Genomic DNA, 23,518 nt, shown 5'->3' with positions numbered 1-23,518 from the left:
TTTAAGATTATATGATTTTACTTTTTTTTTAAAATAAATCAAGTCAACTTGATATAAGAGTTTTTTTTAAATAGATTTAAATTGCTATTTTATTAGATAGATAATGTTTTTTTATGTATTATATTTTTATATAAGCATTTAATATTAAGTATTTTCAAAAGAGTGTATATATGTTTGATGTAAATCACGAACAGGAACTAAGCAAACGAAGAACTTTTGCAATTATTTCTCATCCTGATGCTGGAAAAACTACTATTACTGAAAAAATGTTATTATTTGGAAAAGCAATTCATGTTTCTGGAACAATAAAAGGAAGAGGAAGTGGAAAATATGCTAAATCTGATTGGATGAATATTGAAAAAGAACGTGGAATTTCTGTAACGACTTCTGTTATGCAATTCACATATAAAAATATTTTAATGAATTTATTAGATACTCCAGGTCATCAAGATTTTTCCGAAGATACATATCGTATTCTCACTGCTGTAGATTGTTGTTTAGTTATTATTGATGCAGCTAAAGGCGTAGAAGAACGAACTAAAAAATTGATAGATGTTACACGTATTCATAATACACCTATTATTACTTTTATTAATAAGTTAGATCGTGATAGTCGAGAACCAATAGAAATCTTAGATGAAATTGAAAAAGAGTTAAAATTAAATTGTATTCCTGTTAGTTGGCCTATGAGCTGCGGAAAAAATTTTAAAGGAGTTTATCATATTTATGATAAAATTGTTGATTTATATAAATATAAATTTTTTAAAAAAAATTTTTTAAATTTAGATAGTTGTTCTGATAATCTGATAGATGATTATATCGGAACAGATTTAGCTGTACATGTTCGTCAAGAATTAGAATTAATCACTAATATATATCCAAAATTTAATAAGGAAAAATTTTTAAGAGGTATTATCACGCCCATTTTTTTTGGTAGTGCGCTTGGAAATTTTGGAATTAATCATGTATTAGATAGTTTGATCAAATGGGCTCCTTCCCCCTTATATCGTCAAAGTGATAAACGCAAAGTAAATCCTCAAGAAAAAAAATTTACAGGTTTTATATTTAAAATACAAGCTAATATGGATTTGAAACATCGCGATAGAATAGCTTTTATGAGAATTGTTTCAGGACAATATACAAAAGGAATGAAATTAAAACATGTACGAATAAAAAAGAATATAAATATTTCTGATGCTTTTACTTTTTTAGCAGGCGATAGAATATCTATAAATAAAGCTTATCCTGGAGATGTTATAGGACTGCATAATCATGGTACTATTAAAATTGGAGATACTTTTACACAAGGTGAAGAAATTAAATTTATTGGAATACCAAGTTTTGCACCAGAAATTTTTCGTCTTATTTACTTAAAAAATCCTCTTAAACAAAAACAATTAAAAAAAGGTTTAGTCCAATTATCTGAAGAGGGAACTGTTCAAGTATTTCGTCCGATTCTTAATAATAATTTGATTTTAGGTGCTATTGGAATATTACAATTTGATGTTGTTATTGAGCGTTTAAGACTAGAGTATAGTATAGATGCAGTATATAAAAAAGTTAATATTATTCTTGCTCGTTGGATCAAATCTGACAATCATCATAGCATTTATAATTTTAAAAAAAAATACAGTACTTATTTAGCATATGACACTTCTAATAGTTTGATATATTTAGCACCTAGCATTGCTAATTTAAATATAGTTATGACTCAAAATTCTGACATTTTTTTTGATAAAACACGAGAACAGTAGTATTTGAAAAAATCAAAAAAATATTTTTTGATAAAACTTTGGAAGTTTAATTATGAAACGAGTTTTTTTAATTGTTTTAGATTCTTTTGGAATAGGTTTCAGTCCTGATGCTGATAAATTTAATGATGTTGGTTCAGATACCTTTGGACATATAGTTGAAAAATGTTTTTTAGGAGAAGCTAATAAAGGAAGAAATGGTCCTTTACACATTCCTAATTTAGTAAAATTAGGTATAATAAATGCCGCTAAAGAATCTACAGGAAAATATCCTTTAGGATTTAATCCTAATTCAAATATTATTGCTAGTTATGGTTTTGCTAGTGAGATTTCTTCTGGAAAAGATACTACTTCAGGACATTGGGAAATAGCAGGAGTACCAGTTCTAGATAATTGGTTTTATTTTAAGAAAAAAAAACAGAGTTTTTCTGATACTTTATTAGACAAAATTATAAAAACATCTGGTTTAACAGGTTTTATTGGAAATTGTCATGCATCAGGAACTGATATTATTAATCATTTAGGTGAAGAACATATTAAAACAAAACAACCTATTATATACACCTCATCAGATTCTGTTTTTCAAATAGCATGTCATGAAGTTTTTTTTGGTTTATCTAATCTTTATAAATTATGTGAAACTGTTCGTTTTATTTTAGATAAGCATAGATATAAAGTTGCAAGAGTTATTGCAAGACCTTTTATTGGAAATAATAAATTAAATTTTCAACGTACAGGTAATAGAAGAGATTTTTCAATTAAACCTTTTTCTGCAACAGTTATGAAAAAATTAATAGACGAAAAAAATGGACAAGTAGTTGCGATTGGTAAAGTTTCTGATATTTATGGTGGAGTAGGAATCACTAAAAAAATTAAATCTACTGGTCTTGATGAGTTATGCAATACTACTATTAATGAAATGAAAGCAGCTGTGAATAATACTATTGTATTTACTAATTTAGTAGATTTTGATTCAAATTGGGGTCATCGTCGTGATGTTTCTGGATATGCTAGAGGTTTAGAATTTTTTGATTCTAAGTTATCTGAGATAATAAAACTAGTTCAAAAAAACGATTTATTAATTTTAACTGCGGATCATGGATGTGATCCAACTTGGAAAGGAACCGATCATACTCGAGAAAATATTCCTATATTAATTTACTCGCCGGGCATGAAAAAACGTTTTTTAGGTCACCGTAAAACTTTTTCTGATATAGGACAAACTATTGCAAAATATTTTTTATTGACTCATATGCCTTATGGTCAAAATATGTTTTAACATGTTAAAGTATGATTGGTTATATTAAAAAAGGAAGAAATCAGTGTCTACGCCTCATATTAACAGTAAAAAAAATGATTTTTCAGATATAGTTCTTATGCCTGGAGATCCAGTACGAGCAAAATATATTGCTGAAAAATATTTAGATAATTATGTTCAAGTAAACAATACTCGTTTAATGTTAGCTTATACTGGATTATACAAAAATAGAAAAATATCAATAATGAGCCACGGTATAGGAATACCATCAGCTTCTCTCTATGCAAGAGAATTGATTGTTGAATTTAATGTAAAAAAGATTATTCGTATAGGAAGCTGTGGTGCTGTACGAGATGATATAAATTTGCGTGATATAGTAATTGGTATGGGTGCTTCTACTGATTCGAAAGTAAATAGAATAAAATTTAATAATCATGATTTTTCTGCCATTGCAGATTTTGATATGATTTGTAATACAGTTTTAATTTCAAGAAAAATGAATATTAAAGTTTCTATCGGTAATTTTTTTACAACAGATTCTTTCTACAATGATGATAATAAGATGCTAGATATTTTAAAAAAATATAATATTATCGGAGTTGATATGGAAACTGCAGGGATATATAGTGTTGCTGCTGAATTTAAGGCGAAAGCATTATCTATATGCACAGTATCTGATCATATTATAAATAAAGAACATCTTTCATCAACAGAAAGAGAATCAAGTTTTAATGATATGATTAAACTGGCTTTAGAATCTACTTTATAAAAAACATTTTATGTTTAAAATATGACGTATTGAAGTATAACATATGTTTTTTTGGTGAGAAAGGGATTCGAACCCTTGATACGTTTCCATATACACGCTTTCCAAGCGTGCTCCTTAAGCCTCTCGGACATCTCACCGGTTTTTTTATTATTATATAAAAAAAAGAAAACTAAAAAATTATTTTTGATATATTAATATAAAAAAATAAACGGCGTCAAGTTTTTACTTATCTGGATTGTTTTTTTTTAAATATATTTGATATTTTTTTATCAAGTAGAAAAAATATTTTTTTTTAAAATAAAAATAGAAAAAATGATAACGATTCTGATAGAATATACTTTATATGTTTTTTAAAAAATAGTTATTTTTATATTTTTGCGATATTAATTGAAAGGATCAAATTAATTAATGAAAAAATAATACAAAATATTTTTAAAATATGTATTAATCGTTAATATAGAATAAATAATTAACTTTGTTCTATTTTCAACGTGCGTTTATGTTTTGCTGGTAAAATTTGCCAGCATTGGTATTATTAACGAATTATCTTAGTAATAATAAAAACATGGCAGAAAAACGAAATATCTTTTTAGTTGGACCTATGGGTGCTGGAAAAAGTACTATCGGTCGTCAATTGTCTCAACAACTTAATATGGAATTTTTTGATTCTGATCAAGAAATTGAAAAGCGTACTGGTGCTAATATAAGTTGGGTTTTTGATTTAGAAGGTGAAGATGGTTTTCGTTTGAGAGAGCGAAAAATTATTGATGAATTAACTATTAAACAGGGCATTGTTCTAGCTACAGGTGGAGGTTCAGTTACGTTTAAAGAAACTCGTAATTTTCTATCATCTCGTGGTATTGTCGTTTACTTGGAAACAACAATTGAAAAACAATTAACACGTACTAAAAGAGATAAAACAAGACCATTATTACAATCTGCTACTTCAAATCGTGTTGTACTAGAAAATTTAGCTTATGAAAGAAATCCTTTGTATGAAGAAATCGCAGATATAAAAGTCCAAACTGATGATCAAAGTGCTAAATCTGTAGCTTTTAATATAATTCGTTTATTAGAAGAAATATAATAAAGAATTGATGGAGTATGAAAATTGTGGAACGATTAAAAGTTGTTCTAGGAAAACGTAGTTATCCTATTAGTATAGGCTCTGGAATTATTCAAGAAGACAATATTTTTTGGCCTTTAAAACCTGGTGATCAAGCAATGCTAGTGACTAATAAAACACTAGCCAATCTTTTAAAAGATAAAGTTTTTTATAATTTAAGAAAATCTGGTATTAAAATAGATCAAGTGATTTTATCAGATGGTGAACAGTATAAAACATTGAATGAAATGGAATTAATTATTTCTGCTTTATTAGAAAAAAAGCATGCTCGTGATACAACTTTAATTGCATTAGGTGGAGGAGTAATAGGTGACTTAGCTGGTTTTGCTGCTTCTGTTTATCAAAGAGGTGTGCGTTTTGTTCAAATACCAACTACTCTTTTATCTCAAGTTGATGCTTCTATTGGTGGAAAAACAGCTGTTAATCATTTACTTGGTAAAAATATGATTGGTTCTTTTTGGCAACCATCTTCTGTAATTATTGATATTGATTGTTTAAAAACACTTCCCTATAATGAATTAGTATCTGGTATGGCGGAAGTAATTAAATACGCTATTATTTTTGATGAAATATTTTTTTCTTGGTTAGAAGAAAATATTGAATCTATTTTATGTCTTGATCATAAAGCAATGTCTTATTGTATAAAAAAATGTTGTGAATTAAAGTCACAGTTAATTTCTTTAGATGAAAGAGAAAATAATTTTAGAGCATTATTAAATCTTGGTCATACATATGGTCATGCTATTGAAGTTCATGCAGGTTATGGTAACTGGCTGCATGGTGAAGCGATATCAGTAGGCATGGTTATGGCTGCACGTACTGCTGAATTATTAGGATATTTAAAAGCAATAGACTTTAAAAGAATACTTACACTATTAAAAAGAACCGGTTTGCCTATAAAAGGACCAAAAAATATGTCTGCTGCTTCATATATTCCTTATATGATGCGAGATAAAAAAGTCCTCTCAGGAGAGATTAGATTAGTTCTACCTCTATCAATTGGAAAAGCAGAAATTTATAGTAATATAGATAAAAATATTATTTTAACTGCCATTAAAAATTCGCAATAAGATTTTAATGATCTAGAATATTAAATTTATTCTATATGGTTTTTAACTATTTTTTTGCTCTTCTATAGTTTTTTAAAAGATTATATATTTTATATTTTTAATATAATAGTTATATAAAATATTCTACAATTAATATATTTTAAATTATAAAAATAAAATTATAGAAAGTAAAAATATTATTACTTTAATATGTTGAATCAGAATATGTAAATATTTTATAAAAAAAAGTTTTTTTAAAGTGATCCAGAGAAAAGTACTTAATATTAAATGATATTCTCAAAATTCTTCTAAATAAAAATTGTTTAATTAAATTATTTATAGATACCGGATGAGTATTTCGAAACACTAACTATCATATTTATATTTTAGTAATGTTAATAGTAATATTTTTAATTTATTTAATATTGTTAGGAGTCGCTTTTAAAATTTTTTGTATGATACATGAGTTTTTTTTGCTCCTAGTACTAACGAATTAGATTCTTATTCTATACTACATCCGTTCTATATTTTTAATAAAAGTCCTAATAATTATTAAAAAGTACCAGTTTTTTATATTTAAATAGACCGTTTTATTATGTATATATGATTTACAAAAAAATATTTAATATTCTTTTTAGAAATTATAAAAAACTATATTTTTATAAAAAGAATTATATTAATTTTCTGAACATATTTAAAAAGAATTTTTTTTCTTCTTGTAATATTATATCGAAAAAAATTAGCTCTGGTTCAGTATTATACTATGATCTACCTTATTTACCTTTATCTAAAAAACTTCAAATTTTACTGGATATTATATTAATCATTTTGATTTTTATGAGTATAAAAGATTAGTATATCTTACTAGAATCTATTTTTTAAAAAATCGTTCCTTTTTTAGCATCACATCAAGATATCTTATTAATATATTTATGATATTAAAAAAACTTTTTTTGTATTTCATTAAATATAAATAGTTGATTAGTTATATTATAAATATTCGAAAAAACCAATTAATTATTGGCTTGGTATAATTAATATTAAAATAAAATAATTTTACCTAAAGGGAAAAAAGTTAAGATGAAAAAGTTTTTTTTAGCTCCGTCAATTTTATCTGCTGATTTTGCACGTTTAGGAGAAGATACAAAAAAAGTAATAGATGCAGGAAGTGATTTAATACATTTTGACGTTATGGATAATCATTATGTACCTAATTTAACAATGGGACCTATGATTTTAGAATCATTACGTAATTATAATATTACAGTACCTATTGATGTTCATTTAATGGTAAAACCAGTAGATAACTTAATTCCTCAGTTTGCTAAAGCAGGGGCAACTTTTATTACTTTTCATCCGGAAGCAACTCTTCATATTGAACGAACATTACATTTGATTAAAGAGCATGGATGTAAAGCAGGACTAGCATTTAATCCAGCTACACCACTTAACTTTCTTGATTATGTATTAGAAAAATTAGATTTGATTTTATTAATGTCAGTAAATCCGGGATTTGGGAATCAGTGTTTTTTACCATCTACACTGAATAAATTACGTGAAGTTAGAAAAATTATTGATACTAATTTTTCTGATGTTCTTTTGGAAGTTGATGGTGGAGTAAAATTAGAAAATATTGCTGAGATTGCATTTGCTGGAGCGAACGTTTTTGTAATCGGATCTGGATTATTTAAATATTCTAATTATGAACTTATAATTGAGAAAATTCGTAAAGAATTACAACATGCTTATTCTAGATCTATTCATTAATATTTTATTTAGGATATAAAATGATTTTTTCTAAACCTATTTTGTTTAGTGCCGTACAACCTTCTGGTAACCTAACTCTTGGGAACTATATAGGTACAATGCGTCATTGGTCTAAAATGCAAAATAATTATGAGTGTTTATATTGTATTGCTGATTTACATGCATTAACTATACAAGAAAATAAAATCGATTTAAAAAAATCTGTATTGGATACACTATCTTTTTATTTAGCTTGTGGTGTAGATCCCAATAAAAGTATTATTTTTATTCAATCTCATGTTTATCAGCATAGTCAACTGAATTGGATCTTAAATTGTTTTAGCCAATTCTCAGAATTACTTCGTATGACACAATTTAAAATAAAAAGAAAAATAGAAAGTGATTGCACAAAAAAAATAAATGCAGCTTTATTTAATTATCCAATTTTAATGGCAGCAGATATTTTGTTATATCAAACTAATTTTGTTCCAGTAGGACGAGATCAAAAACAGCATGTAGAATTAACAAGAAATATAGCGCATCGTTTTAATTCTTTATATGGTAATATATTTACATTACCTAAGCCATTGATCACTCAATATGGTTCTAAAATTATGTCTTTGTTAGAACCACATAAAAAAATGTCTAAATCTGATGTTAATAAAAATAATGTAATTTTCTTGTTAGATGACATCTCTAGTGTAGCATTAAAAATACAACATGCTCTTACTGATTCAGAAATGCCATCTAAAATATATTACGATATAAGTAAAAAACCAGGAATTTCAAATTTATTAGAAATTCTTTCTGCTATCACTAATAAAGATATTAATATTTTACTTAAAGAACTAGAAGGTATAATGTATGCAGAATTCAAAAAAATTGTTGTAGATTGTTTATCTAAGTTTTTATCTAAATTACAGAAATCTTATAATGATTATCGTCATGATGAATCTTATTTAAAAAAAATTGCTTATGAAGGAGCAATTAAATCTCAATTAAGATCTCAAAAAACTTTAAAAGACATACACGATAAACTGGGTCTAATTCCATTTTTTTAAATAATCAAAATTTTTTTCTTCTAGCTTATTTTTTTTATATAAAATATTTTTATATTAAACAATTTTATGCAATATTTTTATTTTTTCTATTAAAATAAATTAAAATAGATAGAAAAAATACTATTCCATATAGTATATTTGTACTAATTAAAGTCGTATATAATCCTTTTTCTTCTACTATTGGACCAGTTACAATAAAGGTAAGCAGAGTTCCAATTGTACCAAATAGTAAAATTAAATTTATTAATTTTGGGGAAGGGTTTTTCGTCTGCAATGATGCTAATGTTATAATTATAGTATAAATAGCACTAGAGAAAAAACCTAAACTAATAATTATATATTGCTGGTTTAAAAAATCTGTGCTATGTATAAAAAAATACATTAGTATCGTAGAAACACCTGTAAGAAATATGAACATACGATAAAAATTGAAAAATTTAATTATAAAACTGAAAAACCACATGCCAATCATATAAGACATCCAAAAACTACTAACTAAACCACCAGTTTTTTTTATATCAATGTTCATAATTTCAGTAGCGTATTGTGGTACCCAGGAAATAAATCCTAATTGTCCTAAGATATAAAGCAATGCTGAAAGGGATAATAAAAATACATTACAGTTCCATTGTTCTTTTTTTTCATTGGTATTTTTTATATCATTTTTTAATTTTATAAAATTTAGATTTATTGTAAGAAGAAAAATTAATAAATAAATTATTCCTATACATACATAAGTCCAATACCAGATAATTTTTTTTTCTAAAAGATACGCTGTAATAATTGGAAATATCATACCGGACATGCTAAAAAAAGAGTCAGTTAATAATAATTGAGAACCTCTTTTTGATCCTGAGTATAGCTGAGTAATAATAAATGTGCCAATGGACATGGTAATTCCACTTACTAATCCAAGTATAAACATGTTTATAGAAAATAAAAATATACTATTACAGAAAATTAGACTAGTTATAGCTAGAATAGTAAGTATGAATCCAAAGATTAGTTGTTTTTTTAATGATATAATTTCAATAAGCCAAGAATTTACAAAAATTGATATTAATATTCCTGCATTTAAAAAAGTAAATGTATTGCTCATCTGAGATACAGATAAATGAAAATAATCAGAAATATTTCCCATAATCATACCAGTAACAACAACTAATGCACCTGTAAATGCATATGATAAAAAACTAATCCATGTAAGTCCTATCCGATTTATATCTTTCATTTTTTACTACCTTATTTGATAAATTTGTTATAAAAATATAATTAAATATATTATGTTTTTTATATTTTTAATATACGTAAAATATTATGTAATAATTAAATTTAGAATTTATATTAGATTAAATAGTGTTTTATGCTTTTAATTTTTAACATAAAAATAATCAATACTTTAAATATTCTTAATAAAATAAGTTTAATTTTAATAAAATATGATGTATATTTTGTTTTAAAAGTTTTATACATTTTTTAGGATTATTTCTTTTTTTATTAAGATAATTTTCTGTAATTTTTTTATTTTAAAAAATATATTTTAGGCTATTTAATGATATCAAAAAAAATGTTAATTACACGAGATACTTTTGACCAGTTAATTTTACCTGTTTACAAACCAGCTTCTTTTATTCCTGTTAAAGGTAAAGGTAGTCGTATATGGGATCAACAAGGAAAAGAATATATTGATTTTTCTGGAGGGATTGCAGTTACATCTTTAGGACATTGTCATTCTTTATTAAATAAAAAACTAAACAATCAAAGTAAAATTTTATGGCACATTAGTAATGTATTTACTAATGAACCAGCTCTTAGATTAGCTGAAAAATTAGTTTCTTCTAGTTTTGCATCACGAGTATTTTTTGCAAATTCTGGTGCGGAAGCTAATGAAGCAGCTTTTAAGCTAGCACGTTATTATTCATCTAAAATATACAGTATAAACAAAAATAAAATTATTTCTTTTCACAATTCATTTCATGGACGTACGTTTTTTACCGTTTCTGTTGGTGGACAATCAAAATATTCTAATAATTTTGGTCCGAAACCTTCAGGCATAATACATGCTTTATTTAATGATATTAATAGCGTAAAAAAAATAATTAATAACGATACGTGTGCAATAGTTGTAGAACCAATTCAAGGGGAAGGTGGTGTAATACCAGCAAATGTTTCTTTCATAAAAAAATTAAGAGAATTATGTGATCAATATAACGCACTTTTAATTTTCGATGAAATACAAACTGGTATAGGAAGAACTGGAAAACTATTTGCTTATGAATATTATGATGTGAATCCAGATATTTTAACTCTTGCTAAATCTTTGGGTGGAGGTTTTCCAATCAGTGCAATGTTAACTACAAATAAAATAGCATCTGTAATGAGACCTGGAATACATGGCACTACGTATGGTGGAAATCCGCTTGCTTGCGCAGTAGCAGAATCCGTTATTGATATTATTAACACTGAAAAAATTTTGTTGGGAGTTGAAAAAAAATCTAAAATAATAATACGTGAATTAAATATTATTAATAAACGTTTTAAATTTTTTACAGAAATAAGAGGTAAAGGATTACTAATTGGTGTTGTGTTGAAACCAAGTATTTCTGATAAAATAAATAAAATATTAAATTTTTCGTTTTTAGAAGGCGTTATTTTTTTAAGTGCTGGTCATGATGTTATTCGTTTGGCGCCTTCATTGATTATTAAGAAATGTGATATTATCGAAGGTATGAAACGATTTTATCATGCTTTAGAAAAATGTTTATCTTAAATAAACTACTTCTTATTTTTAAATTAATTAAACATATTTCATAAAAAAATACCGTTTTATAATTTTATCTACTTAAAAAAATCAAAAATTTTTATTTTTTTACAATCGCAAAAAATAATAATTAAATATATTAATTTAAATTTTAGAAAATGTTTAGTATTCATTATATTTCTATATTAAAAAAATTATTTAAAATATATTAAAAAAACGTATACTACAGAAAAAATATATTAGTAATAAAAAATGTGATATTTTATGTGTTTTTTTTGGAGTCATAAATGATTTTTTTTATTCTAAAAAAAATAATATTATTATGTGTAATATTATATATTCCGAAATCGTTTTCATCATCAGTCCCTTTTTCTGATATTTATTTGCAAGCTTCTAATTCGGAATTAAAAGATAAATTTCACAATAACAACGAAAAATTAGCTTATGCTTTAGGTGTTTCAATTGGTAATTATGTTAACCAATCTTTTGAAAAACAAAAAAAAATGGGGATTGAATTAGACAAGAATAATCTTTTAAAAGGAATACAGGATGTAATTTCTGATCATTTAAAGCTTTCACATCAAGAAATTTCTTTACTTCTTAAAGAACTAGAAAAAAAAATAAAACATGCAAATAAAATTCAGTTTGAAAAAAATGCAAAAGAAAATTTTATTCAAGGAGAATTATATATGAAAAATTTTTCTAAAGTAAAGAATGTCAAGAAAACATCTACTGGTCTTCTATATCTTATAGAAAGAGAAGGAGAAGGTGAAGTGTTAACAAATGATACAAAAATTACTGTACATTATAAAGGAGTCCTAATTAATGGTGTAGAATTTGATAATTCTTATAGAAGAGGTAAACCTATATCATTAATGTTAAAAGATGTTATATTGGGTTGGCAAGAAGGTTTAAAATACATAAAAAAAGGTGGTAAAATAAAATTAGTCATACCTCCTAACTTAGCATATGGAGACCAAGAAGTTAATGGTATACCAGGAAATTCTACACTGATTTTTGATATAGAATTATTAGATGCAGTCAAGAAACTATAGTACATTTATATTAATCATAAATTTTTAAAATATGATATGATTAAATATTAATTTTAAAGTATCTTGGTATAAAATTTTAAAAATGAATTATACGATATTAGTAACGGGAGCAGCTTATGGGACACAAAATTCAAGTACTGCTTTTTTATTTTGCAAATCTTTATTAAAAACCAAAAATACATTACATAGTATTTTTTTTTATTGCGATGGAGTACTTAATGCTAATAGAATGACTACACCAGCAATTGATGAATTTAATTTAATTGAAGCATGGCAAGAATTACATAAAAAACATAAAGTAAAACTGTATGTTTGTAATAGTGCAGCTCTAAGAAGAGGTGTTATAGAAGATGAAATATTACTGGATATAAATATCAAAAAAGGTAACTTAGCATTTTTTTTTCAATTAAGTGGTTTAGTCGAATTAGCTAATTCCATAAAAATATGTGATCGCATAATACAATTTTAATTTGGTATATTTATCATAATGAAGATGATTGCTTTTGTTTTTTCGCATGCTCCACATGGTACTAGTTTTGGTAGAGAAGGTTTAGACGCTATTTTAAGTATTTCATCAATATTTAAAAAAATAAGTCTATTTTTTATTGGCGATGGAGTTTTACAATTAATTAAAAGTTATCAATCAGAAAACATTTTAGCTCGTAATTATATATCTTCTTTCTCTATATTATCTTTTTATAATATAAAAGATTTTTATTGTTGTAAAGCATCATTAATTGAACGAGGATTAAATAATAATCATAATTTTATATTAAATGTAGATATATTAGATTCATATTTTTTTCGCTTAAAACTAGATGTTTGCGATGCCATTATTAATTTTTAAGGTTTATAAATATGTTACATACTTTAATGAAATCTCCTTTTGAGACTAACGTTTCTCTTATTATAAGTATGTTAAAAAAATCAGATGATTTTTTAGCACTTCAAGACGGTGTGTTAATTGCATTAAAAGATAATATTTTTTTAAAAAGTATAATTATGTCTTCAGTTAAATTGTATCTTATAAAAGAAGACGTGTATGCACGAGGAATTCATAAAAACATTTCAAGTAAATTTATTTTGATAAGCTATATTCATTTCGTTTCATTAACACTTAAACATAAAAAACAAATGACTTGGTAAAAATACTAAGCCGTTTTTAATTTAAATCTCAAATCCTAAAACTTTTCATAATAATAGTAAATATTTTTTTATTTATATTATTTTGATTTTTTTTCAGAAAATTCATTGAATAATAGGAGTTTTTTATGGCCACAGTAAATCAATTGGTCCGTAAACCTCGTGTACGAAAAGTTGTTAAAAGCAATGTCCCTGCTTTGGGGAAGAGTCCTCAAAAAAGAGGTGTTTGTACCCGAGTTTATACCACTACACCTAAAAAACCTAATTCAGCTTTGCGTAAAGTATGTCGTGTAAGATTAACTAATGGTTTTGAAGTGACTGCTTATATTGGGGGTGAAGGTCATAATTTACAAGAACATTCTGTCATTTTAATACGAGGTGGTCGTGTCAAAGATTTGCCTGGAGTAAGATATCATATTGTTAGAGGTTCATTAGATTGTGCCGGTGTTAAAGACCGTAAACAAGGTCGTTCTAAATACGGTGTTAAAAAACCAAAATCATAATCAAGTATTATTTATATATTTTTTAATTTAATGGAGTTTTCTATGCCACGTCGTCGTATCATCAGCACTCGAAAAATTTTACCTGATCCAAAGTTTTCTTCGGAATTATTAGCTAAATTTATTAATATTCTTATGATAGATGGTAAAAAATCTATTGCTGAAGTTATTGTTTATACTGCACTACAAAACTTATCAAAACGTTCAGATAAAAAAGAATTAGAAGCATTTGAAATGGCTTTAGAAAATGTACGTCCAACTGTAGAAGTAAAATCTCGTCGAGTTGGTGGTTCAACATATCAAGTACCTGTAGAGGTTCGTCCTGTACGGCGGAATGCTTTAGCTATGCGTTGGATTGTAGAATCTGCGCGTAAACGTGCTGATAAATCTATGTCTTTACGTTTATCTAATGAGTTGTATGATGCTTTAGAAAAAAAAGGCACAGCAGTTAAGAAAAGAGAAGAAGTACATCGAATGGCGGAAGCTAATAAAGCATTTGCTCACTATCGTTGGTAATATTATTAGATTCTTAGTTTTATTTATATTATTTGTAAATTGTACTAAGACAATAATCTTAATTGGGCTTATGAGGTCTAACTTTTTAAAATCTAAAAAAATGAGAGAAAGATAATGTCTCGTACAACACCTATTTCTCGATATCGTAATATTGGAATTAGTGCACATATAGATGCAGGGAAAACAACCACTACTGAAAGAATCTTATTTTATACAGGCATCAATCATAAAATTGGTGAAGTTCATGATGGTGCAGCTACTATGGATTGGATGGAACAAGAACAAGAAAGAGGGATTACTATTACATCCGCGGCTACTACTACCTTTTGGAGTGGAATGGCCAAACAATTTAAACCACATAGAATTAATATTATTGATACACCTGGACATGTTGATTTTACTATTGAAGTAGAACGTTCTATGCGTGTATTAGACGGTGCTGTTATGGTTTATTGTGCAGTTGGAGGTGTACAACCACAATCAGAAACTGTATGGCGTCAAGCAAACAAATACAATGTTCCTCGTATAGCATTTATAAATAAAATGGATCGTATGGGAGCTAATTTTTTAAAAGTAGTAAAACAAATAAAAAAACGTCTAGGAGCTAATCCTGTACCCTTGCAACTAGCTATTGGATCAGAGGATACTTTTGTTGGCGTTATTGATCTTATTAAAATGAAAGCTGTTCATTGGAAAGAATCTGATCAAGGTTTAACATTTATTTATAATGAAATTCCTACAGAAATGCTTGAATTAGCAAAAAAATGGAATCAAAATTTAATTGAATCAGCAGTAGAGTCTAATGAAGAACTTTTAGAGAAATATTTGAATGGAGTTGAACTTTCTGAAGTTGAAATCAAGTCTGCATTGCGAAAACGTGCTTTGAATAGTGAGATTGTACTTATTACTTGTGGCTCAGCTTTTAAAAATAAAGGTGTCCAAGCTTTATTAGATGCAATAATTGAGTACTTGCCAGCACCTAATGATATTCAAGATATCAAAGGTGTTTTAAATGATAGCAAACACACTCCTGCTATTAGAAATTCAGATGATACAGCTCCTTTTTCTGCTCTGGCTTTTAAAATCGCCAATGATCCATTCGTAGGTAATTTAACTTTTTTTCGTGTATATTCAGGAATAGTAAAATCTGGAGACACTGTATTTAATTCTGTAAAATCTCAGCGAGAAAGATTTGGTAGAATTGTTCAAATGCATGCTAATAAAAGAGAAGAGATAAAAGAAGTACATGCAGGTGATATAGCCGCTGCAATTGGTTTAAAAGACGTTACTACTGGTGATACTTTATGTGATTTAAATCAACCAATTATACTAGAACGTATGGAATTTCCTGAACCGGTCATATCTATTTCTGTAGAACCTAAAACTAAAGTTGATCAAGAAAAAATGGGTTTAGCATTGGGACGATTAGCAAAAGAAGATCCTTCTTTTCGAGTACGAACTGATCAAGAATCTAATCAGACAATAATTTCCGGTATGGGTGAATTACATTTAGAAATTATCATTGATCGTATGAAACGAGAATTTAGTGTTGATGCTAATATTGGGAAGCCTCAAGTAGCATATCGTGAAACTATTCTTAATAAAGTTGAAAATATTGAAGGTAAGCATATTAAACAATCAGGTGGAAGAGGTCAATATGGGCATGTTGTTATAGAATTATTTCCATTAGAGCCAGGAGGAGAAGGATATCTATTTATCAATGATATAAAAGGGGGAGTTATTCCTAACGAATATATTTCAGCAGTTGATAAAGGAATTCAAGAACAATTAAAATCTGGACCTTTAGCTGGTTATCCTGTGGTTGATATTGGAGTGCGTCTCTATTTTGGTTCTTATCATGATGTTGACTCATCTGAATTAGCTTTTAAATTAGCAGCTTCTATAGCGTTTAAAAATGGTTTTAAAAAAGCAAAACCAATATTATTAGAACCCATTATGAAAGTAGAAGTAGAAACTCCAGATGACTATATGGGAGATGTTATAGGTGATTTAAATCGTCGAAGAGGTATTATTGAAGGAATGAAAGATTTATCTGTTAGCAAAATTATCAATGCATGTGTTCCCTTATCAGAAATGTTTGGTTATGCTACTGATTTACGTTCTCAAACTCAAGGAAGGGCTTCTTATTCTATGGAATTCTTAAAATATATAGAAGCTCCATCTAATATTTCTAAAGATATCATTGAAAGAAGAGAAAAGTAGAAGTTTTCTTCTATAGTGTATACAATATTTTTATTTGCAATAGATATTTTATATAAGGAAAAAAAAATGTCTAAAGAAAAATTTCAACGTTTAAAACCCCATATAAATGTAGGTACTATCGGTCATGTAGACCATGGAAAAACAACCTTGACAGCAGCTATTACAACGGTTTTATCTAAAAAATTTGGTGGTTCTGCACGTGCTTTTGATCAGATCGATAATGCACCAGAAGAAAAAGCAAGAGGTATTACAATTAATACTTCTCATGTAGAATATGATACCGAGTTTAGACATTATGCTCATGTGGATTGTCCAGGTCATGCTGATTATATAAAGAATATGATTACTGGAGCAGCTCAAATGGATGGTGCTATTTTAGTTGTTGCTGCAACTGATGGACCAATGCCTCAAACTCGTGAACATATTTTACTTGGAAGACAAGTGGGTGTTCCATATATTATTGTTTTTCTTAATAAATGTGATATGGTAGACGATGAAGAATTACTTGAACTAGTCGAAATGGAGGTTCGTGATTTATTAACTCAGTATGATTTTCCTGGAGACGACACTCCTATTATTCGCGGTTCAGCTCTTAAAGCATTAGAAGGTGATCCTGAATGGGAGTCAAAAATAATTGATTTATCTAAATTTTTAGATAGCTATATTCCTGAACCAAAAAGAGCAATAGATCAGCCTTTTTTATTGCCCATAGAAGATGTTTTTTCTATATCAGGAAGAGGTACAGTAGTAACAGGACGAGTGGAAAAAGGTATAATTAAAGTAGGTGAAGAAGTTGAAATTGTAGGTATTAAAAAAACAACTAAAACTACTTGTACAGGCGTGGAAATGTTTAGAAAGTTATTAGATGAAGGTCGTGCTGGAGAAAATGTAGGTGTTTTGCTTCGCGGCACAAAGCGTGATGAAATTGAAAGAGGTCAAGTTTTAGCTAAACCAGGTAGTATTCATCCACATACAACATTTGAGTCTGAAGTTTATGTTCTATCCAAAGAAGAAGGTGGGCGTCATACTCCATTTTTTAAAGGATATCGTCCTCAATTTTATTTTAGAACTACTGATGTAACAGGTTCTATTGAATTACCAGAAGGTGTTGAAATGGTTATGCCGGGAGACAATATAAAAATGACTGTCACGTTAATTAATCCTATTGCTATGGCTGATGGATTACGATTTGCTATACGTGAAGGTGGTCGTACTGTTGGAGCCGGTGTAGTATCTAAGGTTTTACTTTAATAATTTTATATTTACGGCATTTTTATACTGATATCTAGTTGAATTTATTAAGAAAAGAGTATAAAATGCTCTTTTCTTGATTTATATATTTTATTTTATAGTAAAAACAATTTATTAATTTTTTTTGAATAAAATTATAAATTAAAAATAATTTTTTAAAAAATATATAAAGTTCTTCTTATAATATATTTAAAAAACACTCCTGATATTGGAGTTACATAGTAATACTTAATTGTATCTACTCTTGAATAATATAAATTTATTCAGAGCAGATTAAATTTTCAATTTGTAAATAATTGGAGTTCTGGTCTGATGCAGAACCAAAGAATCCGTATTCGTTTAAAAGCTTTTGATCATAGATTAATTGATCAATCAACTACAGAAATTGTTGAAACAGCAAAAAGAACTGGTGCACAAGTACGTGGACCAATTCCTCTTCCAACTCGTAAAGAACGTTTTACTATTTTAGTTTCTCCACATGTAAATAAGGATGCACGTGATCAATATGAAATTCGTACACATAAGCGTTTAATTGACATAGTAGAACCTACTGAAAAAACTGTTGATGCACTAATGCGGTTAGATCTTGCTGCCGGTGTAGATGTGCAAATTAGTTTAGGTTAATCAAGTAGATATGATTAAGGTATTAAATAAATGATTGGTTTAGTTGGTAAGAAAATTGGAATGACTCGTATTTTTAATGATGAAGGATCTTCAATCCCAGTAACAGTGATTGAATTAAAAGAAAATCGAATTACACAAGTAAAAAATATAAATACTGATCTCTATTGTGCTATTCAAGTAACAACTGGTGTAAAAAAATCTAATAGATTGAATAAACCAAAAGCAGGACATTTTTTAAAATCCGGAGTGATTCCTGGTCGAGGTTTATGGGAATTTAGAACTGATAAAAATACAATTTTTAAAGTGGGACAAAGTATTACAATTAATATTTTTAATAATGTAAAAAAAGTTGATATTACAGGTATTTCTAAAGGAAAAGGTTTTTGCGGGACAGTAAAAAGATGGAATTTTCATACTCAAGACGCAACACATGGAAACTCTTTATCTCATAGAGTACCAGGTTCTATCGGTCAGAATCAAACTCCAGGTAGAGTTTTTAAAGGTAAAAAAATGGCAGGACAACTAGGAAACAATCGTGTTACTGTGCAAAGTTTAAATATAGTACATATCGATGAACGTAAAAATCTTCTTTTGGTAAAAGGTGCTGTTCCCGGTGCTACCGGTAGTGATCTTATCGTTAAACCAGCTATTAAGGTTTGAGCAGTGAGGAGTAAAGCATCATGGAATTAGTAGTTAAAGACGTACAACGTGTTCTTAGTGTTTCTGAAATCATTTTTGGTCGTGATTTCAATGAAGCTCTAATTCATCAAGTCGTTATTGCTTATTCAGCATCTACCCGTCAAGGTACGAGGGCACAAAAAAGTCGCGCTGAAGTTTCTGGATCAGGTAGAAAACCGTGGCGTCAAAAGGGTACAGGTCGTGCACGAGCAGGATCATTTAGAAGTCCAATTTGGCGGTCAGGTGGTGTTACATTTGCTGCCAAACCACAAGAACATAGTCAAAAAGTCAATAAAAAAATGTATCGTGGTGCTTTAAAAAGTATTTTTTCTGAATTAATACGTCAAAAAAGATTAATAGTTTTTGAGAAATTCTCATTAACATTGCCTAAAACAAAACTTTTAGTACAAAAATTACAAGATATAGATTTAAAAAATGTTCTTATTATTACCAATAAACTAGATAATAATTTATTTCTTGCATCTAGAAACCTATATTCAGTTGATGTGAAAGATGTTCATTCTATAGATCCTGTTAGTTTAATTGCTTTTGAGCATGTTATTATTACTGTTGAAGCAGTGAAAAAAATAGAGGAAATACTTTCATGATTTCTGAAGAACGTTTATTAAAAATACTACTTTCTCCACATGTATCTGAAAAATCATCTAAATCTACAGAAAAATTTAATACTATTGTGTTAAAGGTTTTAAATAATGTTACTAAATATGAGATAAAGTGTGCTGTCAAAAAAATCTTTGATGTAGAAGTTGATAGTATAAAAACATTAAAAGTTAAAGGAAAAAAAAAGCGTCAGTCCAATCGTATTATTCAACGAAGTAACTGGAAGAAAGCTTATATTAAAGTTAAAAAAGGGTATAATTTAGATTTCATAGGCAATACAGAGTAGTCGGAGGACAAAACAATGGCAATTGTTAAATGCAAACCGACATCTCCGGGTCGTCGCCACGTTATTAAAGTTGTTAACGCACAGCTACATAAAGGAAAACCTTTTTCTTCATTATTAAGAAAGAAAAGTAAAAGCGGAGGACGTAATAATAATGGTAGAATTACAACTCGTCATATTGGTGGTGGACATAAAAGAGCATATCGTATTATAGATTTTAAGAGAAATAAAGATAGTATAGAAGCTACTGTAGAAAGATTTGAATATGATCCTAACCGTTCTTCTAATATTGCTTTGATCTTGTATAAAGATGGTAAAAGAAACTATATCTTAGCTCCAAAAGATTTAAGAATAGGAGATACCGTTGTTTCTGGTTTGAATGCTCCTATAAAAGTAGGAAATTCTTTACCACTCAAGAACATTCCAGTAGGGACATTTGTTCACAACGTAGAAATGAGACCTGGAAAAGGTGGTCAAATCGCTCGTTCTGCAGGAAGTTATGTACAATTAGTAGCATTTGATGAAGAGTATGCAACTTTAAGATTGCGTTCTGGTGAAATGCGAAAAACTCAATCTAATTGTAGAGCTACTATCGGTGAAGTAGGTAATTCTGAACATATGTTAAAAGTTTTAGGTAAAGCAGGTGCCTCTCGTTGGATAGGCGTACGTCCTACTGTTCGTGGTACAGCCATGAATCCTGTTGATCATCCTCATGGAGGTGGTGAAGGTAGAAATTTTGGTAAGCATCCAGTGACTCCATGGGGAGTTCAGACAAAAGGGAAGAAAACTCGTAAAAATAAACGTACTGAAAAATTTATTTTACGTCATCGTAAGAAATAATTATGATAAGGATCATTTTATGCCACGATCTCTTAAGAAAGGTCCTTTTATAGATATAAGTTTGTTAAAAAAAGTAGAAAAATCAGTAAAAATAAATGATAAAAAGCCGATTAAAACATGGTCAAGACGCTCAACAATTTTTCCAAATATGATAGGTTTAACAATATCTATTCATAATGGTCGTAGTCACATTCCTGTTTTTATTACTGAAGAAATGGTAGGACATAAATTAGGTGAATTTTCTTTAACTCGTACTTATAGAGGACATACTGCCGATAAAAAAGTAAAAAAACGCTAATTAAAAAAAGAAAGAAAAAAGAGGAGTAAATGGAAACTTTAGCTCAACATCGTCAAGCACGTTCTTCAGCTCAAAAAGTTCGTTTGATTGCAAATTTAATTCGTGGTAAAAAGGTTCCACATGCATTAAGTATTTTAACTTATACTAATAAAAAAGCAGCTATTTTAGTAAAAAAAGTACTGGAATCAGCTGTAGCAAATGCAGAACATAATGATGGTGCTGATATAGATAAATTAAGAATCAAAAAAATATTTATTAATGAAGGTTCAACAATGAAAAGAATGATGCCACGTGCTAAAGGACGTGCAGATCGTATTTTAAAACGTACTAGTCATATTACTGTGATTGTGTCTGATCGTTAACATTGAGGAGAATCAGTGATGGGTCAGAAAGTACATCCTAATGGTATGCGATTGGGTATAATAAAAAAATGGAATTCTGTTTGGTTTGCTAATACTAAAGATTTTGCTGACCATTTAGATAGTGACTATAAAGTTCGCCAATTTTTAATGAAAAAACTAGAAAAAGCATCAATTTCTCGAATTATCATTGAAAGACCAGCTAAAAGTATTCGAGTTACAATTTATACTGCTAGACCTGGTATTGTTATTGGGAAAAAAGGTGAAGATGTAGAAAAATTAAGAGTTGCTATTTCCAAAATAACTGAAGTGCCAGTTCAAATTAATATTTCCGAAGTACGTAAACCTGAATTAGATGCTAAGCTTGTAGCTGATAGTATTACTTCTCAGTTAGAGAGAAGAGTTATGTTTCGACGTGCCATGAAAAGATCTGTTCAAAATGCAATGCGGCAAGGTGCAAAAGGTATTAAAGTCGAAGTTAGTGGACGTTTAGGAGGGGCAGAAATAGCTCGTAGAGAATGGTATAGAGAAGGAAGAGTGCCTCTTCATACTTTACGTGCAAATATTGATTATAGCATTTCAGAAGCTCATACAACATATGGTGTGATAGGCGTTAAGGTATGGATTTTTAAAGGTGAAATATTAGGTGGTATGGCAACTATTGAAAGATTAGAAAAACCTTCTGTCCAGACAAAAAAGCAATATCGTAAAAATAGAAAGTAAGAAAGAGAGAGAAGATAATAATGTTGCAACCAAAACGTACTAAATTTCGCAAAATGCATAAAGGACGGAATCGTGGTTTGGCGTCTGGTACCAATGTTAATTTTGGTGCTTTTGGTTTACAAGCCGTTGATAGAGGACGTTTAACTGCTCGTCAAATTGAATCTGCACGAAGAGCCATAACTCGTTGTATTAAAAGACAAGGAAAAATGTGGATACGTATATTTCCTGATAAACCTGTAACTCAAAAACCATTAGAAGTGAGAATGGGTAAAGGAAAAGGAAACGTTGAATATTGGGTCGCTTTAGTACAACCCGGTAAAATTCTCTATGAATTAGATGGAGTTACTGAAGAAGAATCTCGTGAAGCATTTAAACTAGCAGCTGCAAAGTTACCAATTAAAACTACTTTTGTAACTAAGATGGTGATGTAATGAAAGCAATAGTAGAATTTAGAAAAAAAAATAAAAAAGATCTTTATGCAGAACTTTTGCAATTATTACGAGAACAATTTAATCTGCGTATGCAATCTGTTTCTGGAAAATTAAAACAGCCTCATTTACTACGAAAAGTCCGACGAAATATTGCACAAGTAAAGACTTTGTTAGATGAGAAGGAAAAGATAAAATAATGGAAAAAATTCGAACTTTGCAGGGTCGTGTAATAAGCAATAAAATGCAAAAATCTGCTGTTGTCTCAATAGAACGTTTTGTAAAACATATTATTTATGGAAAATTTATTAAACGTACTACAAAGCTTCATATTCATGACGAAAAAAATGAATGTACTATAGGTGATTTAATAGAAATTCGCGAATCTCGTCCGATTTCTAAAACAAAATCTTGGGTTTTAGTTCGCATTATTGAAAAAACAGTTTTTTAAAAAA

Annotated in this window: 28 protein-coding genes and 1 tRNA gene; 27 read left to right on the top strand and 2 right to left on the bottom strand. The window is 28.2% G+C overall.

Translation table 11 applies throughout. From position 1 onward, the window contains the following. Window positions 1-170 precede the first annotated feature (170 nt). The 3 genes from BAKON_RS02760 to deoD are packed head-to-tail and all read left to right on the top strand — an operon-like array spanning window position 171 to window position 3,778. Window positions 171-1,754 carry a peptide chain release factor 3 gene (locus BAKON_RS02760; protein ID WP_014499672.1) on the top strand — a complete coding sequence of 528 codons (1,584 nt, stop codon included), beginning with the start codon at window positions 171-173 and terminating at the stop codon, window positions 1,752-1,754. A gap of 52 nt (window positions 1,755-1,806) precedes the next feature. Beyond that, the gene (locus BAKON_RS02755) at window positions 1,807-3,030 is read left to right on the top strand and encodes a phosphopentomutase (protein WP_014499671.1); all 1,224 of its coding nucleotides are present in this window, start codon (window positions 1,807-1,809) and stop codon (window positions 3,028-3,030) included. Window positions 3,031-3,073: 43 nt separating this feature from the next. Continuing rightward, complete coding sequence (gene deoD, locus BAKON_RS02750) at window positions 3,074-3,778, top strand: purine-nucleoside phosphorylase (protein ID WP_014499670.1); 705 nt, start codon at window positions 3,074-3,076, stop codon at window positions 3,776-3,778. Window positions 3,779-3,830: 52 nt separating this feature from the next. On the opposite strand, the gene BAKON_RS02745 is transcribed toward deoD, so the two are convergent. Further along, window positions 3,831-3,915, bottom strand: a tRNA-Ser gene (locus BAKON_RS02745). A 428-nt stretch (window positions 3,916-4,343) separates the two neighbouring features. Here BAKON_RS02745 and aroK point away from each other — a divergent pair. From aroK to trpS, 4 genes are all read left to right on the top strand, one after another. Continuing rightward, a complete protein-coding gene (aroK, locus tag BAKON_RS02740) occupies window positions 4,344-4,865 on the top strand; it encodes a shikimate kinase AroK (protein WP_014499669.1) in 522 nt (173 codons plus the stop codon). Window positions 4,866-4,882: 17 nt separating this feature from the next. Beyond that, window positions 4,883-5,974, top strand: a complete 1,092-nt coding sequence (gene aroB, locus BAKON_RS02735) for a 3-dehydroquinate synthase (protein WP_014499668.1) — start codon at window positions 4,883-4,885, stop codon at window positions 5,972-5,974. Window positions 5,975-7,033: 1,059 nt separating this feature from the next. Continuing rightward, entirely contained in the window at window positions 7,034-7,720 is a 687-nt protein-coding gene (gene rpe, locus BAKON_RS02725) for a ribulose-phosphate 3-epimerase (RefSeq protein WP_014499667.1), read from the top strand. Between the two features lie 20 nt (window positions 7,721-7,740). After that, on the top strand, window positions 7,741-8,760 hold the full coding sequence (gene trpS, locus BAKON_RS02720) for a tryptophan--tRNA ligase (protein WP_014499666.1): 1,020 nt from the start codon (window positions 7,741-7,743) through the stop codon (window positions 8,758-8,760). A 64-nt stretch (window positions 8,761-8,824) separates the two neighbouring features. Here trpS and tsgA read toward each other — a convergent pair whose 3' ends face one another. Next, window positions 8,825-9,991, bottom strand: a complete 1,167-nt coding sequence (gene tsgA, locus BAKON_RS02715) for an MFS transporter TsgA (RefSeq protein ID WP_014499665.1) — start codon at window positions 9,989-9,991, stop codon at window positions 8,825-8,827. A gap of 321 nt (window positions 9,992-10,312) precedes the next feature. Here tsgA and BAKON_RS02710 point away from each other — a divergent pair, with 321 nt between their 5' ends. The 20 genes from BAKON_RS02710 to rpsQ all read left to right on the top strand — a co-directional run bounded on the left by BAKON_RS02710 (window position 10,313) and on the right by rpsQ (window position 23,514). Further along, on the top strand, window positions 10,313-11,530 hold the full coding sequence (locus tag BAKON_RS02710) for an aspartate aminotransferase family protein (protein WP_014499664.1): 1,218 nt from the start codon (window positions 10,313-10,315) through the stop codon (window positions 11,528-11,530). Between the two features lie 278 nt (window positions 11,531-11,808). Beyond that, a complete protein-coding gene (fkpA, locus tag BAKON_RS02705) occupies window positions 11,809-12,576 on the top strand; it encodes an FKBP-type peptidyl-prolyl cis-trans isomerase (RefSeq protein WP_014499663.1) in 768 nt (255 codons plus the stop codon). 82 nt (window positions 12,577-12,658) lie between these two features. Continuing rightward, window positions 12,659-13,045: a sulfurtransferase complex subunit TusD gene (gene tusD / locus BAKON_RS02700; RefSeq protein ID WP_014499662.1), complete on the top strand. Its 387-nt coding sequence runs from the start codon at window positions 12,659-12,661 to the stop codon at window positions 13,043-13,045. Window positions 13,046-13,063: 18 nt separating this feature from the next. After that, window positions 13,064-13,423: a sulfurtransferase complex subunit TusC gene (gene tusC / locus BAKON_RS02695; RefSeq protein WP_014499661.1), complete on the top strand. Its 360-nt coding sequence runs from the start codon at window positions 13,064-13,066 to the stop codon at window positions 13,421-13,423. 11 nt (window positions 13,424-13,434) lie between these two features. Then, window positions 13,435-13,722, top strand: coding sequence for a sulfurtransferase complex subunit TusB (tusB, locus tag BAKON_RS02690; protein WP_014499660.1), 288 nt, complete (start codon window positions 13,435-13,437; stop codon window positions 13,720-13,722). Window positions 13,723-13,847: 125 nt separating this feature from the next. After that, on the top strand, window positions 13,848-14,222 hold the full coding sequence (gene rpsL, locus BAKON_RS02685; protein ID WP_014499659.1) for a 30S ribosomal protein S12: 375 nt from the start codon (window positions 13,848-13,850) through the stop codon (window positions 14,220-14,222). A gap of 42 nt (window positions 14,223-14,264) precedes the next feature. Next, the gene (gene rpsG, locus BAKON_RS02680) at window positions 14,265-14,735 is read left to right on the top strand and encodes a 30S ribosomal protein S7 (protein WP_014499658.1); all 471 of its coding nucleotides are present in this window, start codon (window positions 14,265-14,267) and stop codon (window positions 14,733-14,735) included. 114 nt (window positions 14,736-14,849) lie between these two features. Continuing rightward, window positions 14,850-16,958, top strand: coding sequence for an elongation factor G (gene fusA / locus BAKON_RS02675; protein ID WP_014499657.1), 2,109 nt, complete (start codon window positions 14,850-14,852; stop codon window positions 16,956-16,958). Between the two features lie 66 nt (window positions 16,959-17,024). Further along, window positions 17,025-18,209 carry an elongation factor Tu gene (gene tuf / locus BAKON_RS02670; RefSeq protein WP_014499656.1) on the top strand — a complete coding sequence of 395 codons (1,185 nt, stop codon included), beginning with the start codon at window positions 17,025-17,027 and terminating at the stop codon, window positions 18,207-18,209. A gap of 312 nt (window positions 18,210-18,521) precedes the next feature. After that, on the top strand, window positions 18,522-18,833 hold the full coding sequence (gene rpsJ, locus BAKON_RS02665) for a 30S ribosomal protein S10 (protein ID WP_009874476.1): 312 nt from the start codon (window positions 18,522-18,524) through the stop codon (window positions 18,831-18,833). A gap of 30 nt (window positions 18,834-18,863) precedes the next feature. Further along, window positions 18,864-19,493 carry a 50S ribosomal protein L3 gene (gene rplC, locus BAKON_RS02660; protein WP_014499655.1) on the top strand — a complete coding sequence of 210 codons (630 nt, stop codon included), beginning with the start codon at window positions 18,864-18,866 and terminating at the stop codon, window positions 19,491-19,493. A gap of 20 nt (window positions 19,494-19,513) precedes the next feature. Further along, window positions 19,514-20,119: a 50S ribosomal protein L4 gene (gene rplD / locus BAKON_RS02655; RefSeq protein WP_014499654.1), complete on the top strand. Its 606-nt coding sequence runs from the start codon at window positions 19,514-19,516 to the stop codon at window positions 20,117-20,119. Continuing rightward, window positions 20,116-20,418 carry a 50S ribosomal protein L23 gene (rplW, locus tag BAKON_RS02650; RefSeq protein WP_014499653.1) on the top strand — a complete coding sequence of 101 codons (303 nt, stop codon included), beginning with the start codon at window positions 20,116-20,118 and terminating at the stop codon, window positions 20,416-20,418. The genes rplD and rplW overlap by 4 nt, the downstream gene beginning before the upstream one ends. A gap of 15 nt (window positions 20,419-20,433) precedes the next feature. Beyond that, window positions 20,434-21,255: a 50S ribosomal protein L2 gene (gene rplB / locus BAKON_RS02645; RefSeq protein ID WP_014499652.1), complete on the top strand. Its 822-nt coding sequence runs from the start codon at window positions 20,434-20,436 to the stop codon at window positions 21,253-21,255. 19 nt (window positions 21,256-21,274) lie between these two features. Further along, window positions 21,275-21,553 carry a 30S ribosomal protein S19 gene (rpsS, locus tag BAKON_RS02640; protein ID WP_014499651.1) on the top strand — a complete coding sequence of 93 codons (279 nt, stop codon included), beginning with the start codon at window positions 21,275-21,277 and terminating at the stop codon, window positions 21,551-21,553. Window positions 21,554-21,582: 29 nt separating this feature from the next. Continuing rightward, entirely contained in the window at window positions 21,583-21,915 is a 333-nt protein-coding gene (rplV, locus tag BAKON_RS02635; protein WP_014499650.1) for a 50S ribosomal protein L22, read from the top strand. Between the two features lie 18 nt (window positions 21,916-21,933). Further along, window positions 21,934-22,635: a 30S ribosomal protein S3 gene (gene rpsC / locus BAKON_RS02630; RefSeq protein WP_014499649.1), complete on the top strand. Its 702-nt coding sequence runs from the start codon at window positions 21,934-21,936 to the stop codon at window positions 22,633-22,635. Between the two features lie 20 nt (window positions 22,636-22,655). Then, window positions 22,656-23,066 (top strand): 50S ribosomal protein L16, encoded by a 411-nt coding sequence (gene rplP, locus BAKON_RS02625; protein WP_014499648.1) that lies wholly within the window; start codon window positions 22,656-22,658, stop codon window positions 23,064-23,066. After that, window positions 23,066-23,263, top strand: coding sequence for a 50S ribosomal protein L29 (gene rpmC, locus BAKON_RS02620; RefSeq protein WP_014499647.1), 198 nt, complete (start codon window positions 23,066-23,068; stop codon window positions 23,261-23,263). Before rplP ends, rpmC begins: the two co-directional genes overlap by 1 nt. Beyond that, window positions 23,260-23,514, top strand: coding sequence for a 30S ribosomal protein S17 (gene rpsQ / locus BAKON_RS02615; RefSeq protein WP_044005643.1), 255 nt, complete (start codon window positions 23,260-23,262; stop codon window positions 23,512-23,514). Before rpmC ends, rpsQ begins: the two co-directional genes overlap by 4 nt. Window positions 23,515-23,518 lie beyond the last annotated feature (4 nt).

This window comes from Buchnera aphidicola str. Ak (Acyrthosiphon kondoi) (assembly GCF_000225445.1).
GTDB classification, from domain to species: Bacteria; Pseudomonadota; Gammaproteobacteria; order Enterobacterales; family Enterobacteriaceae; genus Buchnera; species Buchnera aphidicola_A.
This window is presented reverse-complemented; position numbering and strand designations above follow the sequence as displayed.

Bases quoted from the DNA above. Each gene is read 5' to 3' on its own strand.
- BAKON_RS02760 (WP_014499672.1), top strand. From the start codon at position 171: ATGTTTGATGTAAATCACGAACAGGAACTAAGCAAACGAAGAACTTTT.
- BAKON_RS02755 (WP_014499671.1), top strand. From the start codon at position 1,807: ATGAAACGAGTTTTTTTAATTGTTTTAGATTCTTTTGGAATAGGTTTC.
- aroK (WP_014499669.1), top strand. From the start codon at position 4,344: ATGGCAGAAAAACGAAATATCTTTTTAGTTGGACCTATGGGTGCTGGA.
- aroB (WP_014499668.1), top strand. From the start codon at position 4,883: ATGAAAATTGTGGAACGATTAAAAGTTGTTCTAGGAAAACGTAGTTAT.
- rpe (WP_014499667.1), top strand. From the start codon at position 7,034: ATGAAAAAGTTTTTTTTAGCTCCGTCAATTTTATCTGCTGATTTTGCA.
- trpS (WP_014499666.1), top strand. From the start codon at position 7,741: ATGATTTTTTCTAAACCTATTTTGTTTAGTGCCGTACAACCTTCTGGT.
- tsgA (WP_014499665.1), bottom strand. From the start codon at position 9,991: ATGAAAGATATAAATCGGATAGGACTTACATGGATTAGTTTTTTATCA.
- BAKON_RS02710 (WP_014499664.1), top strand. From the start codon at position 10,313: ATGATATCAAAAAAAATGTTAATTACACGAGATACTTTTGACCAGTTA.
- fkpA (WP_014499663.1), top strand. From the start codon at position 11,809: ATGATTTTTTTTATTCTAAAAAAAATAATATTATTATGTGTAATATTA.
- tusD (WP_014499662.1), top strand. From the start codon at position 12,659: ATGAATTATACGATATTAGTAACGGGAGCAGCTTATGGGACACAAAAT.
- tusC (WP_014499661.1), top strand. From the start codon at position 13,064: ATGAAGATGATTGCTTTTGTTTTTTCGCATGCTCCACATGGTACTAGT.
- tusB (WP_014499660.1), top strand. From the start codon at position 13,435: ATGTTACATACTTTAATGAAATCTCCTTTTGAGACTAACGTTTCTCTT.
- rpsL (WP_014499659.1), top strand. From the start codon at position 13,848: ATGGCCACAGTAAATCAATTGGTCCGTAAACCTCGTGTACGAAAAGTT.
- rpsG (WP_014499658.1), top strand. From the start codon at position 14,265: ATGCCACGTCGTCGTATCATCAGCACTCGAAAAATTTTACCTGATCCA.
- fusA (WP_014499657.1), top strand. From the start codon at position 14,850: ATGTCTCGTACAACACCTATTTCTCGATATCGTAATATTGGAATTAGT.
- tuf (WP_014499656.1), top strand. From the start codon at position 17,025: ATGTCTAAAGAAAAATTTCAACGTTTAAAACCCCATATAAATGTAGGT.
- rpsJ (WP_009874476.1), top strand. From the start codon at position 18,522: ATGCAGAACCAAAGAATCCGTATTCGTTTAAAAGCTTTTGATCATAGA.
- rplC (WP_014499655.1), top strand. From the start codon at position 18,864: ATGATTGGTTTAGTTGGTAAGAAAATTGGAATGACTCGTATTTTTAAT.
- rplD (WP_014499654.1), top strand. From the start codon at position 19,514: ATGGAATTAGTAGTTAAAGACGTACAACGTGTTCTTAGTGTTTCTGAA.
- rplW (WP_014499653.1), top strand. From the start codon at position 20,116: ATGATTTCTGAAGAACGTTTATTAAAAATACTACTTTCTCCACATGTA.
- rplB (WP_014499652.1), top strand. From the start codon at position 20,434: ATGGCAATTGTTAAATGCAAACCGACATCTCCGGGTCGTCGCCACGTT.
- rpsS (WP_014499651.1), top strand. From the start codon at position 21,275: ATGCCACGATCTCTTAAGAAAGGTCCTTTTATAGATATAAGTTTGTTA.
- rplV (WP_014499650.1), top strand. From the start codon at position 21,583: ATGGAAACTTTAGCTCAACATCGTCAAGCACGTTCTTCAGCTCAAAAA.
- rpsC (WP_014499649.1), top strand. From the start codon at position 21,934: ATGGGTCAGAAAGTACATCCTAATGGTATGCGATTGGGTATAATAAAA.
- rplP (WP_014499648.1), top strand. From the start codon at position 22,656: ATGTTGCAACCAAAACGTACTAAATTTCGCAAAATGCATAAAGGACGG.
- rpmC (WP_014499647.1), top strand. From the start codon at position 23,066: ATGAAAGCAATAGTAGAATTTAGAAAAAAAAATAAAAAAGATCTTTAT.